17 protein-coding genes and 1 pseudogene are annotated in these 17,940 nt (G+C 45.1%); 14 read left to right on the top strand and 4 right to left on the bottom strand.

The window, feature by feature from the left end:
• Positions 1-53: 53 nt before the first annotated feature.
• Genes rlmN through H9625_RS08025 form a run of 8 tightly spaced genes read left to right on the top strand, consistent with a single transcriptional unit; the run spans position 54 to position 7,757 of the window.
• The gene (gene rlmN, locus H9625_RS07990) at positions 54-1,124 is read left to right on the top strand and encodes a 23S rRNA (adenine(2503)-C(2))-methyltransferase RlmN (protein ID WP_087207832.1); all 1,071 of its coding nucleotides are present in this window, start codon (positions 54-56) and stop codon (positions 1,122-1,124) included.
• Positions 1,125-1,133: 9 nt separating this feature from the next.
• The gene (locus tag H9625_RS07995; protein ID WP_022039434.1) at positions 1,134-2,228 is read left to right on the top strand and encodes a PdxA family dehydrogenase; all 1,095 of its coding nucleotides are present in this window, start codon (positions 1,134-1,136) and stop codon (positions 2,226-2,228) included.
• 2 nt (positions 2,229-2,230) lie between these two features.
• The gene (locus H9625_RS08000) at positions 2,231-2,938 is read left to right on the top strand and encodes a nucleotidyltransferase family protein (protein WP_087207849.1); all 708 of its coding nucleotides are present in this window, start codon (positions 2,231-2,233) and stop codon (positions 2,936-2,938) included.
• 47 nt (positions 2,939-2,985) lie between these two features.
• Entirely contained in the window at positions 2,986-3,855 is an 870-nt protein-coding gene (locus H9625_RS08005; protein WP_191763817.1) for an ATP-grasp domain-containing protein, read from the top strand.
• A 3-nt stretch (positions 3,856-3,858) separates the two neighbouring features.
• Positions 3,859-4,809 carry a CDP-alcohol phosphatidyltransferase family protein gene (locus tag H9625_RS08010; RefSeq protein ID WP_022039437.1) on the top strand — a complete coding sequence of 317 codons (951 nt, stop codon included), beginning with the start codon at positions 3,859-3,861 and terminating at the stop codon, positions 4,807-4,809.
• The gene (locus tag H9625_RS08015) at positions 4,806-5,810 is read left to right on the top strand and encodes a lysylphosphatidylglycerol synthase transmembrane domain-containing protein (RefSeq protein ID WP_191763819.1); all 1,005 of its coding nucleotides are present in this window, start codon (positions 4,806-4,808) and stop codon (positions 5,808-5,810) included. The genes H9625_RS08010 and H9625_RS08015 overlap by 4 nt, the downstream gene beginning before the upstream one ends.
• Positions 5,803-6,528, top strand: coding sequence for an HAD family hydrolase (locus H9625_RS08020; protein WP_087251293.1), 726 nt, complete (start codon positions 5,803-5,805; stop codon positions 6,526-6,528). Before H9625_RS08015 ends, H9625_RS08020 begins: the two co-directional genes overlap by 8 nt.
• 11 nt (positions 6,529-6,539) lie before the next feature.
• Positions 6,540-7,757, top strand: a complete 1,218-nt coding sequence (locus tag H9625_RS08025; RefSeq protein WP_022039440.1) for a sugar MFS transporter — start codon at positions 6,540-6,542, stop codon at positions 7,755-7,757.
• Between the two features lie 208 nt (positions 7,758-7,965).
• Here H9625_RS08025 and H9625_RS08030 read toward each other — a convergent pair whose 3' ends face one another.
• Positions 7,966-8,259 (bottom strand): hypothetical protein, encoded by a 294-nt coding sequence (locus tag H9625_RS08030; RefSeq protein ID WP_022039441.1) that lies wholly within the window; start codon positions 8,257-8,259, stop codon positions 7,966-7,968.
• A gap of 491 nt (positions 8,260-8,750) precedes the next feature.
• Positions 8,751-9,566 (bottom strand): annotated as a pseudogene (locus tag H9625_RS08035) (sialate O-acetylesterase); the annotation flags it as partial.
• A 146-nt stretch (positions 9,567-9,712) separates the two neighbouring features.
• Between H9625_RS08035 and H9625_RS08040 the strand changes: the two are divergent.
• The 5 genes from H9625_RS08040 to H9625_RS08060 all read left to right on the top strand — a co-directional run bounded on the left by H9625_RS08040 (position 9,713) and on the right by H9625_RS08060 (position 14,631).
• Positions 9,713-10,867: a serine hydrolase domain-containing protein gene (locus H9625_RS08040; protein WP_191763821.1), complete on the top strand. Its 1,155-nt coding sequence runs from the start codon at positions 9,713-9,715 to the stop codon at positions 10,865-10,867.
• A gap of 120 nt (positions 10,868-10,987) precedes the next feature.
• Entirely contained in the window at positions 10,988-11,758 is a 771-nt protein-coding gene (locus tag H9625_RS08045; protein ID WP_022039444.1) for a DUF1295 domain-containing protein, read from the top strand.
• 96 nt (positions 11,759-11,854) lie between these two features.
• The gene (locus H9625_RS08050; RefSeq protein ID WP_022039445.1) at positions 11,855-13,090 is read left to right on the top strand and encodes an NADH:flavin oxidoreductase; all 1,236 of its coding nucleotides are present in this window, start codon (positions 11,855-11,857) and stop codon (positions 13,088-13,090) included.
• Positions 13,087-13,938, top strand: coding sequence for an SDR family oxidoreductase (locus H9625_RS08055; RefSeq protein ID WP_022039446.1), 852 nt, complete (start codon positions 13,087-13,089; stop codon positions 13,936-13,938). Before H9625_RS08050 ends, H9625_RS08055 begins: the two co-directional genes overlap by 4 nt.
• 66 nt (positions 13,939-14,004) lie before the next feature.
• Positions 14,005-14,631 carry an HD domain-containing protein gene (locus tag H9625_RS08060; protein ID WP_225226367.1) on the top strand — a complete coding sequence of 209 codons (627 nt, stop codon included), beginning with the start codon at positions 14,005-14,007 and terminating at the stop codon, positions 14,629-14,631.
• Between the two features lie 101 nt (positions 14,632-14,732).
• On the opposite strand, the gene ndk is transcribed toward H9625_RS08060, so the two are convergent.
• Both ndk and H9625_RS08070 read right to left on the bottom strand, forming a co-directional pair.
• Positions 14,733-15,200 (bottom strand): nucleoside-diphosphate kinase, encoded by a 468-nt coding sequence (gene ndk / locus H9625_RS08065; protein WP_087207822.1) that lies wholly within the window; start codon positions 15,198-15,200, stop codon positions 14,733-14,735.
• A gap of 177 nt (positions 15,201-15,377) precedes the next feature.
• Positions 15,378-16,280, bottom strand: a complete 903-nt coding sequence (locus H9625_RS08070) for a PfkB family carbohydrate kinase (protein WP_022039449.1) — start codon at positions 16,278-16,280, stop codon at positions 15,378-15,380.
• 274 nt (positions 16,281-16,554) lie between these two features.
• Here H9625_RS08070 and H9625_RS08075 point away from each other — a divergent pair, with 274 nt between their 5' ends.
• The gene (locus H9625_RS08075) at positions 16,555-17,862 is read left to right on the top strand and encodes an inositol-3-phosphate synthase (protein ID WP_087405780.1); all 1,308 of its coding nucleotides are present in this window, start codon (positions 16,555-16,557) and stop codon (positions 17,860-17,862) included.
• Positions 17,863-17,940 lie beyond the last annotated feature (78 nt).

The raw sequence follows: 17,940 nt of genomic DNA on the forward strand, positions 1-17,940 counted from the left end.
ATTTCGCGTAATTCAGAGATTTTGCCTATTTTTGCAAACAAAACAAGTGTTGAATGAGTGAAAAGAAGATATCCCTTTTGGGAAAAACACTGGGCGAGCTGACCGAAATCGTGACAAGCTTGGGAATGCCCAAGTTTACGGGGAAGCAGGTGGCACGCTGGATGTACGGGAGGAAGGTGGCTTCGATAGATGAAATGACCGACCTGTCGCTCAAGAACCGTGAACGGCTGAAGGAGATGTACGAGGTGGGGGCTTCTGCTCCGGTGCATGAGATGCGTTCGGTGGACGGCACGGTGAAATATCTGTTCCGTACGCCCGATAACAACTATATCGAGTCTGTTTATATTCCTGATGGCGAACGCGCTACGTTATGTGTGTCTTCACAGGTGGGATGCAAAATGAACTGCAAGTTCTGCATGACGGGTAAACAAGGCTTTTCGGGCAATCTGACCACTGCGCAAATCTTGAATCAGATTTATTCTATCCCTGAGCGGGACACACTGACCAATGTGGTGTTTATGGGGATGGGTGAGCCTATGGATAATCTGGATGCTGTGTTGCGGTCGCTGGAGGTGCTGACCGCAGACTATGGTTATGCCTGGAGCCCGAAACGAATCACGGTTTCTACGGTAGGCCTGAGACGTGGAATGGAACGCTTCTTGAAAGAGAGCGATTGCCACCTGGCGGTAAGCATGCACTCGCCTTTCCCGGCACAACGTGGTGAACTGATGCCTGCCGAAAAGGCTTTTTCCATTCGTGAAATTGTCGACATGCTCCGGGGGTATGACTTCAGCAAACAACGGCGCCTGTCGTTCGAATACATCGTTTTCGGCGGTGTGAACGATAATTTGGCATATGCCAAAGAACTGGTGAAGCTGGTGCGGGGACTGGACTGCCGGGTCAACCTGATTCGTTTCCATGCGATTCCGGGGGTGGATTTGCAGGGAACCGATGCGGATACGATGCTGGCATTCCGCGATTATTTGACCCGTCATGGGGTATTTGCCACCATTCGTGCTTCGCGGGGAGAAGATATTTTTGCTGCTTGCGGTATGCTTTCTACAGCAGAGAAACAGGCGGAAAGACAACATGTACATAAAGACAAGACAAAAATCAATAAATAAGGAAATGATATGGAAGGACGTAAAATAAAGGTGGGTATCACCCACGGAGATATCAATGGGGTAGGTTATGAGGTGATTCTGAAAACCTTCTCCAATCCGGCGATGCTGGATTTGTGCACACCGGTCGTTTACGGTTCGCCCAAGGTGGCGGCTTATCACCGTAAAGCGATGGACTTGCCTGCCAATTTCAGTATCATAAGTTCGGCATCGGAAGCGCAAGACGGGCGTCTGAACATTGTCAGCTGTACTGATGAGGAATTGAAAGTGGAACTTTCGAAACCTACACCCGACGGAAGCCGTGCCGCACTCGATGCACTGGAAAGGGCTTCGGCTGAATATAGTGAAGGATTATTTGATGTGCTGGTGACGGCTCCTGCAAACCAGAATGCCGTACAGACGGAAGAGTATCCTTTCTCCGGCCATACTGCTTATTTGGAAGAACGCTTTGGCAAGGGTAGAAAAGCACTGAAAATCTTGCTGAAGGATGATTTCCGGATGGCACTGGTGACTGGGCGTATCCCATTGAAAGAGGTATCTCCCAGGCTGACAAAAGAAGAGGTGATGGAAAAAATAGAAGTGTTCCACCGTTCGCTGAAGCAAGATTTCGGTATTGATAATCCGCGTATCGCCGTGTTTGCGCTGAACCCGCAGGCACAAAGCAATGTGCTTGTCGGTCTGGAAGAAGAACAGGCAATTGTTCCCGCCGTGGAAGCCATGACCAAACGGGGTATCTTATGCTACGGACCCTATGCCGCTGATACGTTTATGGGGTTGGGGTATTACCGGCACTTCGATGGGGTGTTGGCAATGTATTACGACCAGGGCGTGCTTCCTTTTATGACACTTGCCATGAATGAAGGAGTTTGCTATACCGCCGGCCTTTCCATTGTCCGCACGGCTCCGGTACACGATGCTGCATACGACCTGGCGGGGAAAGGTGTGGCTTCCGAGGATTCTTTCAGGCAAGCCATTTATGTGGCACTTGATGTGTTCCGCCGCCGGCAGATTGAAGAAGAAATCAATGCCCGCCCGTTGCGCAAGCAATATTACGAGAAACGTGACGATAGCGATAAGCTGAAACTGGACACGGTAGAGGACGAATGAATATGAAGTTTGCAATTATAGCGGCTGGAGAGGGGACCCGATTGTCACAAGAAGGCGTCCGGTTGCCCAAACCTTTGGTACAGCTGAATGGGAGAGCGATGATAGATCGCCTGATACATATATTTATGCAGAACGGTGCCGAAGAGGTAGTGGTCGTCATTAACAATGAATCACCTTTGACAAAGGCGCATTTGACAGAACTGGAAAAGCATTCAGACATTCCGTTGAGGGTGGTCGTCAAGACCACTCCCAGCTCGATGCACAGTTTCCACGAGTTGAGTCCTTATCTGAAAGAAGACCGTTTTTGCCTGACCACCGTAGATACTGTTTTCCGGGAAGATGAGTTTTCCCGCTTCATCGAAGCTTTCAAAGTTTCGGATAAAGATGGGCTGATGGCGGTTACGGATTATGTTGATGATGAGAAGCCGCTATATATCGGTACCGATACCGATTTGAACATTACCGGTTTTTATGACATGCCCATGCCTGGTATGAAATACATTTCAGGAGGCATTTACTGCCTGACTCCCCAAGCCATCGGCACTTTGGAGCATTGCATTTGTTCAGGTATGTCGCGTATGCGTAATTTTCAGCGGCAGTTGGTGAGCGACGGATTACGCTTGGAAGCATATCCGTTTTCGAAAATTCTGGACGTAGACCATGCTGCAGATATCCCAAAGGCAGAAGCATTTTTGAATGAAGTACATTGATGGGAGCTGTATATACTCCCAAAAATAAAGAGAGAAGCGCATAAGTCATGCAACACGAGGAGAGAAGAATCCAGCTTATTGGAGTGAGTCGTGGAAACCAGTTTTCACCCAATCATATCAATAATGATGCGGCTATTTTGATGAAGACAGCTGAAAAGCTGGGGAAAAAAGGCTGTGAGGTGAAACTGTTTTCAGAAACAGAGTTCGTACAACGGCGTATTCAGGCAGAATTCATTTTCAATATGGCACGCGACCATGCCACCATTCCATATTTGAAAGAACTGGAAAAGACAGGTAGTCTGGTTATTAATTCAGGACAGGGAATCGAGAATTGCATTCGCCAGCCGATGACCGAGATTTTAATGTATTACGGCATTCCACATCCCAAAAGTTATATCATTCCTACTGATCAGGGATTTACGCTTGATTTGTTTCCCTGTTGGATTAAACGGGGTGATTCACATGCTATGGTGAAAGAAGACGTGGTCTATGTAGAATGTAGGGAGGAGGCAAATATTGTTCTTGCTGATTTCCGGAACCGTGGGATACCGAGGGCAGTAGTCAACGAACATCTGGTAGGAGACTTGGTGAAGTTTTACGGGGTGAAGAATACCGATTTTTTCTATTCGTTTTATCCTACCGAACAATCGCATAGCAAATATGGACTGGAAGCCATTAATGGGAAGGCACGCGGTTTCCCGTTTTGTCTGGACAAACTGAAAAATTATGCCAACCGGGCGGCAGAGGTGCTCCAGGTACCTGTTTATGGAGGCGATTGTGTAGTAGGTCCGACGGGCGAAATCCGTATCATTGATTTCAATGACTGGCCAAGCTTTGCACCTTGTTGTGAGGAGGCGTCAACAGAAATAGCCGGTTATATTTACAATTGTATCATTGCCAAACAGAACAGCCATTAAGAGATGAGTACAGAAAAGAAAGGATTGAAAGCCTCTTTCAAGTCAATGGATACGGAAGAGTTTCTGGATATATATTTTAACCGTCCGATAGGTTATGCCTGGGCGTTGTTTTTCAGGCATTTCGATGTACACCCTAATGTAGTGACTATTTTGTCGATTCTGTTGGGCATAGGGGCAGGAATCATGTTTTATTATCCGGACTTGAAACATACGCTTGCCGGCATAATCTTGCTCATGTGGGCAAACCATTATGATAGCTGCGACGGGCAATTGGCACGTATGACTGGTAAAAAGACGCGTTGGGGACGCATGTTGGACGGATTTGCAGGCGACCTTTGGTTTATAGCCATTTATTTCACTATTTGTTTGCGTCTTACCTGCCAACCTTTGCCGTTAGGCATAGGCAGTAGTGACGGAATGGTATGGGGAGCAGGCATTTGGATAATAGCCGCCTTGTCGGGGACACTCTGTCATAGCCGGCAATGTGCATTGGCAGATTATTACCGTAATATCCATTTGTTTTTCCTGAAAGGGAAAGCAGGAAGCGAACTGGATAACTTCAAGCAACAGCGGGATTTGTTTTATAGCCTTCCCTGGAAAGGAAATTTCTGGTGGAAAGCTTTTCTGTATTTTTATGGCAATTATACCCGGAAACAAGAACGCATGACCCCGAATTTCCAACGTTTTTATGCCTTTATACAGCAGAAATATGGTGATGATATTCCCGGTACATTGCGCAACGAGTTCCGCTCTTTAAGTCTGCCACTGATGAAATATGCCAATATCCTCACGTTCAACACACGTGCCATTGTGCTTTATGTATCGTTGCTTATGGGTGAACCGTGGGTATATTTTATATTTGAAATGACAGTTATGACTATCCTTTTTATCTATATGCGCCATCGCCACGAGGCTTTGAGTGCCTATCTGTATCATAAATACGCTCGACAATGAAAGAAAAAGCCCGTAACATATTTTGGTTTTTCGGTATCTTTGCCATTGTGGTGATGCTCTGCACATTTGATATGGACTACAATGAGTTGTGGAAAAATCTGCGTAGGGCAGGGATATGGCTTCCTGCTGTCATTTTCCTGTGGGTGTTTATCTATTACCTGAATGCATGGGCATGGTATGTGATTATCTGCGACGGGAAGAGTGGAAAAGTTCCTTTCAGACAAGTTTATAAACTGACTATCTCCGGTTTTGCCTTGAATTACGCAACACCGGTAGGGCTGATGGGAGGGGAGCCTTACCGTATCATGGAACTTAGCTCGTATGTGGGGGGAAGCAAAGCTACTTCTTCCGTAATATTATATGCCATGATGCATATCTTTTCGCATTTCTGGTTTTGGCTTGTATCGGCTGTGCTTTATGTGCTTTTTGAACCGATGAACTGGGGGGTAGGTATTCTGCTGGCTGTGGTTGTAGCGTTCTGTTCTCTGGCGATTTATTTCTTTATGAAAGGTTACCGGAACGGGATGGCGGTACGTGCACTGAACTGGTTATCGCACGTGCCTTTTGTAAAGAAGTGGGCAAAGCGGTTCTGCGTGGAAAAGAAAGATACGCTGGAACGGATAGATGCACAAATAGCAGAATTGCACAAACAGCGGAAAAGTACGTTCTATATTTCGTTGGGACTGGAGTTCTCGGCACGGATTGTGGGCTGCCTGGAAGTCTATTTCATTCTAAACATCCTGACTGCTGATGTCAGTTTCTTGGCTTGTATTTTGATTATGGCATTCACTTCGCTCTTTGCCAATTTATTTTTCTTCTCGCCCATGCAGCTGGGAGCTCGCGAAGGAGGATTTGTCCTGGCAACCGGAGGACTTGCCATTCCAGGTGCATTCGGTATCTATACCGGACTGATAGCTCGGGTGCGGGAGTTGTTTTGGATTATGATAGGAGTGTTGCTGATGAAGGTTGGCAACTGTAAAAATGAAAAGAAAAATGAGTGAAAAATTAATTGATATACAGGGTATCATCTTCGATTACGGAGGGACTATTGATACCAATGGCCGTCATTGGGCAGAAGTTTTATGGGAAAAGTATAAGACTTTTGACGTACCAGTCAGCAAACCGGAATTCCGTGAGGCATATGTATATGGTGAACGGACACTGGCACACAAACAATTGATAAAACCGGAATACGGCTTTCATGAAGTGCTTTCGGTCAAAACCCGTATTCAAGTGGATTATTTGATTGATAAAGGGGTCTTGTCGCGTACGAAAGCCGATAAATACGACTATGCAACACGTATAGCCGACAGTTGCTATAGGTATGTATGGGACGTATTACAGCGGACCCGTCCGGTTTTACAAACTCTGTCAAAACGGTATAAGCTGGTTTTGGTTTCCAATTTTTACGGAAACATTCAGGCGGTTTTGAAAGATTTCGGTCTGTCCGAAAGCTTTTCGGCCATTATAGAGTCATCGGTGGTAGGGGTACGCAAGCCCGATCCAGCCATTTACCAGTTAGGAATAGACGCTATGGGATTTCCGGCAGATAAGGTTTTGGCAGTAGGTGATTCGTATCCGAAAGATGTTGTCCCAGCCAAGCATATAGGATGCCGGGTGGCGTGGTTGAAAGGAGAAAGTTGGGACGAAGATGCAAACGAATCATTACCCGACCTGATTATAACTGATTTACCCGAATTATTAACTTATTTATTATAATAAAGATATCCATGGATAAACAACGGACTGTATTGGTCGACAAGCAGTATTTCCTGCCTTTCGTCCTGTTGACTTCACTTTTTTTCTTGTGGGGATTTGCCCACGCCATATTGGACGTATTAAACAAACATTTCCAGGAGATGCTGGACATTTCGAAGACTCATTCGGCATTGATTCAGGCAATGATGTATATGGGATATTTCGTAATGGCTATCCCGGCCGGATTATTCATCAACCGGTTCGGATACCGGAGCGGGGTAGTGTTCGGCTTGCTGCTTTATGGCATAGGGTCATTGTTGTTCATTCCCGGACAATATTTTGTTTCGTTCAATGCTTTTCTCTTCGCTTTGTTCGTTATCGGTTGCGGACTGACTTTCCTGGAAACGGCAGCCAATCCTTATGTCACCGAACTGGGTGCAAAAGAAACGGCGGCGAGCCGTTTGAACTTTGCTCAGTCGTTCAACGGACTGGGGTGTATCTGTGCACCGTTGTTGGTGGGTTGGTTCCTTTTTTCCGAAACCAAAGAACATCCCAACAGCGTAGCTTTTCCTTATGCTTGCATGGGGATATTGGTGCTTTTTGTGGCAAGTATATTCTTGCGGGTAAAACTTCCCGAAATCAGGCATGAGGCAGAGGTGGACAAAGAAGGACATCGGGTGGGGCTATGGTCGCACCGGCTGTTTATCTTCGGGTTGATAGCCTTGTTCGCTTATGAGGTGGCGGAAATCTCCATCAATAGTTTCTTTATCAATTACGTGGTAGAACAGCGGTGGATGGACGCCCGTTATGCTTCGCTGGTTCTTTCTTTCGGCGGGCTGGGACTGTTTATGTTGGGGCGTTTCTCCGGAAGCTGGATTATGCAGCGTGTCAGTGCCGAACGGATGTTGTTCTGGTGTGCTACGGGTACGGTACTGACCACTACGGTGGTATTGTTCGACCTTGGTATCGTTTCTCTCATCGCCCTGCTGTGTGGGTATGCGTTCGAGGCGATTATGTTCCCCACTATCTTTGCTCTTTCACTGAAAGGGCTGGGCATCCATACCAAGCGTGCCTCTTCTTTCCTGATGATGTCGCCTGTGGGAGGTGTGGTAGGTCCGTTGCTGATGGGAGTGGTGGCAGACCATACCGACTCCATGGTTTGGGCGTTCGTAGTGCCTTGGGTGGCATATGTCGTGGTGTGGTTTTATGCACGGAAAATGCTTTCACAGCGTATCACCCTCTCTAAGTAAAGATATATTCAGCAACTCCGTGATAGGGGAATGGCTATGTGAAAAAGCATGTTCTCGATGAGGGGCTGTATTGGGGACTCATAAAAAAGGCGTGAGGCCTGTCTGTAGTTCATTCAAACTGAGGCATCGCCAAACGCCTGTCCTAAAATGAACATACAGACAATGCTGTCACGCCGTTTTTTTAGTATACTCTTCCACTGCGTAGACATCATTTGAGGAGCAAAGGCAAGTCGGTTATGAAGATGGCAGACAAATAGGTGAGGGCATAAAATAAGCATACGATGATGAAACACCAGCGTGCCACGGGGTAAAGCGGATGGGGGTTTTGACCGGCTTTGGGCCGCATGCGGCTGATAAGTGCAAGTACACTGGTGATGAACAGTAGCAGGTGGATGAGGCGGTAACTCAGGTCGCCCGTCCATACGGTATTGGTTTTTGCCAGATTGACGATGCCAATGACATATATCGCTGCAAAGATAAAAAGTTTGATAACTGTCTGCATAATTCTTGTTTTAGGGGTTTGTAAAAAAATCGTGCCAAGATATAAATAAAATCATTACCCCGCAAGCCGGACAAGATATTTTATGGCTCGCGGGGGATATTTATATCTGCAGGTATTTATATCTGCAGGTATTTATATCTGCATCGCTATTTTCAGATAGTTGCAACGATATATAAGTTGTTTCGTGTAAGATTATTAATCTTGCATGGAAAGGACATTATCTTCTTATCAAGGCGGTTGTACAATTTGTCTTTTGAAAGATAAGAGCTTGATAGAATATGAGAAGAAACTGTTTTGAATTTCTCCCAAAGCACACACGAAAACGGATACATCAAGCCAAGAAAAACTTTTTGGAGAAATTCAAAACAGCTTCTCAAAACAGTTTCTTGCATTCGTATAGTTTCTTAGTCTTCTTTGCGGATTAGTTTTTGTTGATTGGCATCCGGATAGGCAAAATCAAGCAAGTTTTTATCATCAGACTTGTCTATGCCCAATAGCTTCAGCATTTGGATGGCATAGCGTGTACCAAGCATCCGGTAGCCTTGTGCCGTGAAATGCAAACTATCTTTGGCGGCAGGACAACCTGCCGACGGGATGATATGTGCAGTAGGAATGGTGCGGGGCAAAGTGTCGATAATGGCATTCATCGAGGCACATTTCCCGTTTTGGTCAGCATTGACCACTTCACCAGCAAGCAAGGGAACGTTTTTCGCTTTCAGGTGAAGGTCGGAAAGCAGGTTTTCGTAAACCAGCTTTACTTTGTCTGGCCAATCGGGGTCGCCCGTGTTCGATTCTCCTTGATGCAGCAATATGCCTTTGATGACTCCGTCTTTTTGTGCCAGACGTGCCATTTCCACTAAACGCGCGTAAGGGTTGCCATCATATTCTTTTACCATGTTTTTTAACCATTCGGGTGATGAATCTACATACGATTGGTAGTTATCCTTGTCGAACAATTCGATACGACAGCCTCCGATGGCCACATGTACAATACCTATACGTATTTTTTCGGGCAGATTGTTTACTAATGTCCGACCAAAGTAATCGGCAGGAGTCAGTCCCGTATGGCATCGGCACAAAGGGGGTACGGCACGATACCAATGTCCTTTTACTCTGTTCAGTTCAGGGCAATCGACAGCAGACATCAGCAGGAAACGGTTGCTGATATTGCAAGTGTCCTGGGGCTCAAACTTAGCATTACCTTCCATATTCGACTGTCCCAGGCAGAGATAAATGTGGAAATCTTTGTCGCGTGCGGAAGCAGAAATGGCTATCAGCAACACGCTCAAAAATAAAAGCTTTTTCATCATACAATAAATAATTAAATTGTTTGTAAATACTTATACTAACCAAGGCAAAGTTATAAGTTTTTTTGGAATATATGTCTTATCGCTTACATCTTTCAAAGAAAATGTTTATCTTTCTTGCCAGAAAATTTATCGAAAGAATCCATATGACCAAGCAAAAGAAAATCATTTGCATCAGTGCCGGCATTGTTTTGGTGCTGGTCATTTCTTATTTGTCGTTGCCTTACTATGCCCGTCAGGCTCTTATTCATCTGATGCCTGTTATTGATGACTTGGAGACTTTTCACCGTCATGTCGTGCATCACGATGCAGACAGCGTATGGTTATGGCCTCAAGCAGAAGCGTATAATCAGCATCAGCTTTCGGAAAAGGATGCAGCTTATCTTGATAGTTTGCATACAGTATCCTTTCTTGTCGTCCGTCGGGACAGTATCCTTTTTGAGGATTATCGCGACGGATGGAATGACACTCTGACTTCCAATCTCTATTCGGCAACCAAAACCATCGTGGGCTTGTTGGTAGGAATAGCATTCGATGAAGGGAAAATACATAGTCTTGATGACAAGGTTTCGGACTATATACCTATATATAATAAAGGTATGCAAGCGGATGTTACGCTACGTGATTTGCTTACAATGAGTGGGGGGATGGCATGGGACGAATCATACGCTTCGCTGTTTTCGGTTACTACCCACGGTTATTATGGAAATGATTTGTACGAACTGGTTACCGGGTTGGAGGTAAAAGACCGGCCTGGTATGCAATTCTCATACCGCAGCGGTGAGACGCAGCTTTTGGCGTTCGTGCTTGAAGCTGCAACGGGAGAAACGTTGAGCCGGTATGCTGAGGAAAAGTTGTGGAAGCCGATGCAAGCGGAAAAAGATGCTTATTGGTTGTTGGATAAACGTGACGGTGATGAAAAAGCATTCTGTTGTTTTCATACGACGGCACGCGATGCGGCGCGTCTCGGAAGCCTGTTGCTTCAGCAAGGTAAATGGCGTGGAAAACAGCTCGTGTCGCAAAGATATATGGACGAGATGCTGCGTCCTGCTTCTTACCTGAAAGACCAGTGGGGAAGAGATTCGCTCAGTTATTATGGCTTGCAGTTATGGTTGATACCCTATCGGGGCGAAACCATTCCTTGTATGCGGGGCATGCTGGGACAATATGTTTATGCGATACCTTCAGAAAATGCGGTAGTGGTTCGTTTGGGACGTAAACGTTGTGATGTGTACGATGGACCTTTTACGACTGATATGACACGATATCTTGACATTGCAATGCACATACTTCATCCTTGATAAGAATGTCAGATTTAATGAAAAACTTGTTTGTTTATCTGCTTTTGTAGGTTTTCTTACGTTTCTGTGTTTTATTTCACGGTTTTGACGTATCTTTACCTCGTTTTAATGATATAGTCTATGGATCAGGAAATTTTTCATCTTTTTCTGGCAGTCATGTCGGGCATTGCTTTTCTGGTATTTGTTGCCCTCTATTTTGTAAAGGCAGGATACGGAATGTTTCGCACTCCATCGTGGGGATTGTCACTGGACAATAAAATAGCGTGGATGCTGATGGAGGCACCTGTATTTGTGGTGATGTTTGTTTTGTGGATACGGAGCGGGGTAGGATTTGCATTGCCTCAGTTCTTGTTTTTTGCGTTGTTTCAGTTGCATTATTTGCAGCGTTCGTTTATCTTCCCTTTTCTGATGACAGGGAAAAGCCGTATGCCAGTAGCCATTATGGCAATGGGCATCGTATTTAATGTACTGAACGGGATGATGCAGGGAGGAGGATTGTTTTGGTTCAATGACAGTGTGCCTGTCGGCATTGGAGCCGGTTACTTGTTACAGCCGAATGCCCTGTTGGGGATAATCCTGTTCTTGGTGGGGATGGGAATTAACTTGCATTCCGATCATGTTATCCGTCATTTGCGTAAGCCGGGAGATACCCGGCATTATCTTCCGCAGAAAGGGATGTATAAGTATGTCACTTCTGCCAATTATTTCGGTGAACTGGTGGAGTGGACGGGATTTGCCGTGCTTACCGCTTCTCCAGCAGCTTGGGTGTTTGTGTGGTGGACAGCCGCCAATCTGATACCTCGTGCCAATGCTATTTATCATAAATATCGTGAAACGTTCGGTGTCGAAGCCGTAGGAAATAGAAAACGGATTATACCTTTTATATATTAGTTTTTCGGTTGACACTCAGATGCCTTGGTATATGTCATCAAGACTATCCGATAGTCTGTTAACTGATATTTTGTCAACAAAAACAAAAGAAGTAGTATGAAAGACTCTAAGTTGTTTACTCCGGTCACGATAGGACCGCTTACGTTGCGTAACCGTACTATTCGCTCAGCCGCATTCGAAAGCATGTGTCCGGGAAATAAGCCCTCGCAGATGTTGCTCGATTATCATCGGTCAGTAGCAGCCGGAGGGGTAGGTATGACAACAGTGGCATATGCCGCTGTTACCCGAAGCGGTTTGTCGTTTGACCGTCAGTTATGGATGCGCCCTGAAATAGTACCGGGCTTGCGTGAACTGACCAATGCCGTGCATAAAGAAGGTGCTGCTGCAAGTATTCAGTTGGGACATTGTGGTAATATGTCTCACAAGAGCATTTGCGGTTGTTTGCCAGTAGGGGCAAGCAGTGGATTTAATCTTTATTCGCCCACTTTCGTACGTGGGCTTCGTGCTGACGAATTGCCTGAAATGGCACGTGCTTATGGGCATGCGGTCAATCTTGCACGTGAGGCAGGTTTCGATGCGGTAGAGGTCCATGCCGGTCACGGTTATCTTATCAGTCAGTTTCTTTCGCCTTCCACCAATCACCGCAAGGATATTTACGGAGGTTCGCTTGAGAACCGGATGCGGTTTATGGATATGGTGATGGATGAAGTGATGAAGGCTGCAGGTAATGATATGGCTGTGCTGGTAAAGATGAATATGCGTGATGGTTTCAAGGGAGGTATGGAACTGAACGAGACTATTCAGGTGGCAAAACGGCTGGAACATTCGGGTGCCCATGCGCTGGTGCTGAGCGGAGGTTTTGTCAGCAAGGCGCCGATGTATGTGATGCGGGGTGAAATGCCTATCCGCAGCATGACACATTACATGACTTGCTGGTGGCTGAAGTATGGCGTACGGCTGGTAGGTAAATGGATGATTCCCAGTGTACCTTTTAAGGAAGCCTATTTCTTGGAAGACGCATTGAAGTTCCGCGAGGCAGTTCGGATGCCATTGGTCTATGTAGGTGGACTGGTGTCACGGGAAAAAATAGATGAAGTACTTGATTATGGGTTCGAGGCAGTGCAAATGGGACGTGCCTTGCTGAATGAGCCGGGATTTGTAAACCGGATGCGGGACGAAGAACAGGCACGCTGCAATTGCCGTCACAGCAATTATTGCATAGCCCGGATGTATTCCATAGAAATGGCATGTCACCAACATTTGCATGAAGCATTGCCTCCGTGTTTGAAAAAAGAGATAGAACAGATAGAAGAAAGGCAGGCTGTAAAATGAAAGCACGGAAACTGGCAGTGATTACAGGTGCCGACGGTGGAATGGGACAGGAAATAACCCGTGCCGTGGCAATGGCGGGATATCGTGTTATCATGGCATGCCTGCGGGTGGAGAAAGGAGAAGAGGTGCGTGAGGCATTGTTGCGTGAGCGTGGTGATTTGCAGGTAGAGGTACGTAGCATCGACCTGGCATCGTTTGTTTCGGTATCAGTGTTTGCAGATACTTTGGTCGCAGAAGGCGGGCAAGTCAGCTTGCTGATGAATAATGCCGGTACAATGGAAACCGCTTTTCATTGTACGGAAGATGGTTATGAACGTACGGTCCAGGTGAACTATATGGGGCACTATTTGCTGACTCGTAAGTTATTGCCATTGATGGGAGAAGGTAGTCGTATAGTCAATATGGTGTCGTGTACGTATGCCATCGGTAAATTGGATTTTCCAGATTTCTTCTACCGGGGAAGGAAAGGAGCTTTTTGGCGTATCCCGGTGTATAGTAATACCAAGCTGGCATTGATGCTTTTCACTATAGACCTGGCAGAGCGTGTGCGTGACAAAGGAATCGTGGTCAATGCAGCCGACCCGGGTATTGTCTCTACTGATATTATTACGATGCATGCATGGTTCGATCCGTTAACTGACATTTTTTTCCGTCCCTTTATCCGCACTCCACTGCAAGGTGCGTCTACTGCCATTCATTTGTTGTTGGATGAAGAAGCAGGCAAGCGGACAGGTACATTGAATGTGAGTGGGCATGCCAAGCCGTTATCAGATAAATATGTCAGACATCCGCAGATGCAAGAATTGTGGAACCGGACGGAGCAAATTGTGAACCGCTGGTTATTTTAAATTGAAGTATAAAAAGGTTTGGTGCATGAGCAGTGCATGAGACCTGTGAATGGAAAAAGCAGAAAAATGGATAGTAAGAAAAATAAGGAAGAATTTGTTGAGTTGTTGCGTTCTACGGGACGTGATGGAGTAGAGGACGTAATAACAGGGCTTGAAGAGTTGGGGTTTTTTACAGCTCCTGCCTCTGCAGGGCATCATCTCAACACTGAAGGTGGTTTGGTACTTCATTCCATCAATACGTGTAAGGCTGCTTTGGCAATATGGGAAGGGATGAAGGTTCTTGAACCGAGTTTGGAAAATGAAGTGGGAAGAGACAATGTGATTATTGCCAGCTTGCTGCACGATGTGTGCAAGAGTGACATTTATGTGCGCAGTGTGAAGAAACGCAAGAATGCGTTGGGCGTGTGGGAAGATACTGAAGGTTACAAGGTGACTTATAAAGGTTTTCCGATGGGACACGGCGAAAAATCAGTGATTCTTCTGCTTTGTAACGGACTGGAAATGAGCGATGATGAAATGCTGGCAATCCGTTGGCATATGGGGGCTTTCGGGTTGAACTTGAACAGTTATGAAGAATTGCGTAATTATGATACAGCACGTATGCTTTACCCGTTGGTAGCCATTGTGCAGGCAGCAGATAGTTTAGCCGCGAGTATTATGGAGCGTACGGGCAGCGATTTGGATGAGCTTTAAAATATAAAACGCGTAGAATCTCTCTGACTATATACACAGAGGTGCAGGGCTTTTTAATGGTTTCCTGCACCTCTGTATATACAAGTTTGATTTTCAGCTTGTTATTCTTCTCCTTCGTAATTTAGATAAGACTGTATAGGAAGGCTATAGTCGAAGATTTCTTCAGGTCTGAAGAAGCGGTTCAGCTCTACGATAGCATTCTCCGGAGAATCAGAAGTATGCACGATGTTTTCTTGTGCACTTACGCTGTAATCGCCTCGAATCGTACCGGGGGTAGCTTTACGGCCGTTGGTAGCACCTGTCATAGAGCGTACCACCTGCACTGCATCCACTCCTTCGTAGCAGCAAGCTATGACCGGCGATGCCATCATCGATTGCTTGATGCGTCCGAAGAAAGGTTTGTCTGCCAAATGGGCGTAGTGTTCGTTCAGTAAATCATCGGTGAGCTGCATCATTTTCATACCTGCAAGCCGTAGGCCTTTGCGTTCGAAACGTGTAGTAATTTCTCCGATTAACCCACGCTGTACGGCGCTGGGTTTTAAAATGACCAATGTTTTTTCTAGACTCATAGTGATAATTTTTAGGTTATTACAAATTATCACAAAGATATTAATTATCAGGGAAAAAGCAAAAGAGAGGGGATAGAAAATGTAAATTTTATCATAAAAAAGCGGAACCGGCTTTATGGGTCCCGCTCTGTTTGTATTTATGTGACTGTCTGTGCCGGATGTATATAAGCGGTTTGTTCAGCACGATAAAATTTCGGGGATTAGATGGCTTGTACATACAATATCGGCTGCTGCCTGTTCTGTGCCACAGAACGGACCTGATTTTTCGAGCTTGATGGTAGACAATGCTGCGGCAAATGTTCCAGCCTCTGCATAAGATGCTCCTTTATTACGCATATAAAGGTAACCTAACATATAAGTATCGCCGCATCCTGTAGCATCCACCACTTCTTTGGGCGGGTAGGCAGGAATACGGAATAATGTATTCTCGGCGTATATCAATGAACCTTCACTGCCTAGAGTCAATAACACTTCTTTTACTCCCCATTCATGTAAAAGACGAATAGCCTCGCCATAATCAGAAGAACCGGTAAGTACGGCTGCTTCGTGTTCATTCACTTTCAGAATGTCTATATACTTTAAGGCTTCTTTCTTTTCGCTCCAATCCACCGGATAAACGTTTTCTCCTCGCACTTCACGCAAATATCCTTGTGCATCTACTGAAAGCACTCCTTTCTGAGAGAGAAATTTGATTACATCCAAAGGAAAGTCATCAGACAGCAGACTGCCCAGGTGGAAGAAACGTGCTTCAAGATGTTGTAATTTCTCTACAGTAAAAGGGTCTGCTTTAGCCAATACACGCTGGGTACGATTATTTTGGTTCTCTCCGTATTTGTTTTCAAAATATACAGTATGTTGGCTGGGGATGATTTCCACGTCAATGCCTTTATCACGTAATTCGTTAGCTGATTTATATTCACTGGGTGCCAAAGAGGTTACCAGTTTATAGTGTTTGTAATCGTTTAAATGATAGATTCCGTGTGAAAAATAATACGAAGTGCCTCCAGGCATGTAAATTGTCTGTCTGGGAGTGACTATTTTATCCAGTGTTATATGTCCTATGCAGCAAATGTCATTCATGTTACGTTACTGTTATTCAAGTTAAAAAACGGTGGCAAAGATAGTGCTTTTTTGTGAATTAAAGAGATTTTCCGGCAGCTTTCCTATGAAAGATTATCATTTCTATGGTTGTTTTTATAGGAATAATGTTCTATTTTTGCCGAATAAGCAACAAAAAAGGCAAAAGACATTTATTTTATTGATAAAAAGTCTACCTTTACGCGGCAAATGTAAGTGAAAAGAAAATTCATTACCTTATTAATGTTAATATAAAAACCGAAAAACTTATTAGAAAATGGGAAAAGTGAATGTACAACCTGCCACTGGGAAATTAGGTGTGCTGTGTGTTGGTCTAGGAGCTGTAGCTACTACATTTATTACAGGTGTCTTGATGGTAAGAAAAGGGTTGGCAAAGCCTGTTGGTTCGATGACTCAATATGACAAGATTCGTGTAGGACGTGGGACCGATAAGAAATACCTTCATTATAATGAAATTGTCCCGATGGCAGATTTGAATGACATTGTGTTTGGCGCATGGGATGTATATCCGGCCAATGCATACGAATCTGCAATCAATTGCGAAGTGTTAAAGGAAAAGGATATTAATCCGGTGAAAGATGAGTTGGAGAAAATCGTGCCGATGAAAGCAGCTTTCGACCATAATTATGCCAAACGTCTGGACGGGAAAAACGTGAAGGATTGTGCTACGCGATGGGATATGATGGAAGCCTTGCGCAAAGACATACGTGATTTTAAGGAAGCGAACGGATGCAGCCGCATTGTGGTATTGTGGGCAGCTTCTACTGAAATTTATGTGCCGGTGAACGAATCTGTGCACGGGACATTGGCTGATTTTGAACAGGCAATGAAGAATGATGACCGTGAAAACATTGCTCCATCCATGTGTTATGCCTATGCGGCTCTTGCCGAAGGTGCACCGTTTATTATGGGAGCTCCCAATACGACAGTGGATATTCCTGCGATGTGGGAAATGGCAGAAAAGACAAAGATGCCTATTGCCGGGAAAGACTTTAAGACAGGGCAGACATTGGTGAAATCTGGTTTTGCGCCGATTATCGGTACACGTTGTCTGGGATTGTCGGGGTGGTTCTCTACAAATATTTTGGGCAATCGGGATGGACTGGTTTTGGACGAACCTGCCAATTTCCATACTAAGGAAGTAAGTAAACTCTCTACCCTGGAATCTATTCTGATGCCTGAAAATCAGCCGGATTTGTATTCGGACTATTACCATAAGGTACGTATCAATTATTATCCTCCGCGCAATGACAATAAGGAAGGATGGGATAATATTGACATCTTCGGATGGATGGGGTATCCGATGCAGATCAAGATAAATTTCTTATGCCGTGATTCTATTCTTGCAGCTCCACTTTGTCTTGACTTGGTATTGTTGAGCGATTTAGCGGCACGTGCCGGACGTTACGGCATCCAACGTTTCTTGAGTTTCTTCCTCAAGAGTCCGATGCACGACTATACACAGCATGAAGTTCCTGTCAATCATCTCTTCCAGCAATATGTGATGCTGAAGAATGCCCTTCGGGAAATGGGCGGTTATGAAGCTGACGAAGAAATCGATTAATGTTTTTAGTTCCTATGTTTGTAATGTGCTAGCAAAATAGCATAAAGCCAAGAGAATTATTAAATTTGTAAATGAAAG

Source organism: Phocaeicola intestinalis (assembly GCF_014837065.1).
Classification (GTDB): domain Bacteria; phylum Bacteroidota; class Bacteroidia; order Bacteroidales; family Bacteroidaceae; genus Phocaeicola; species Phocaeicola intestinalis.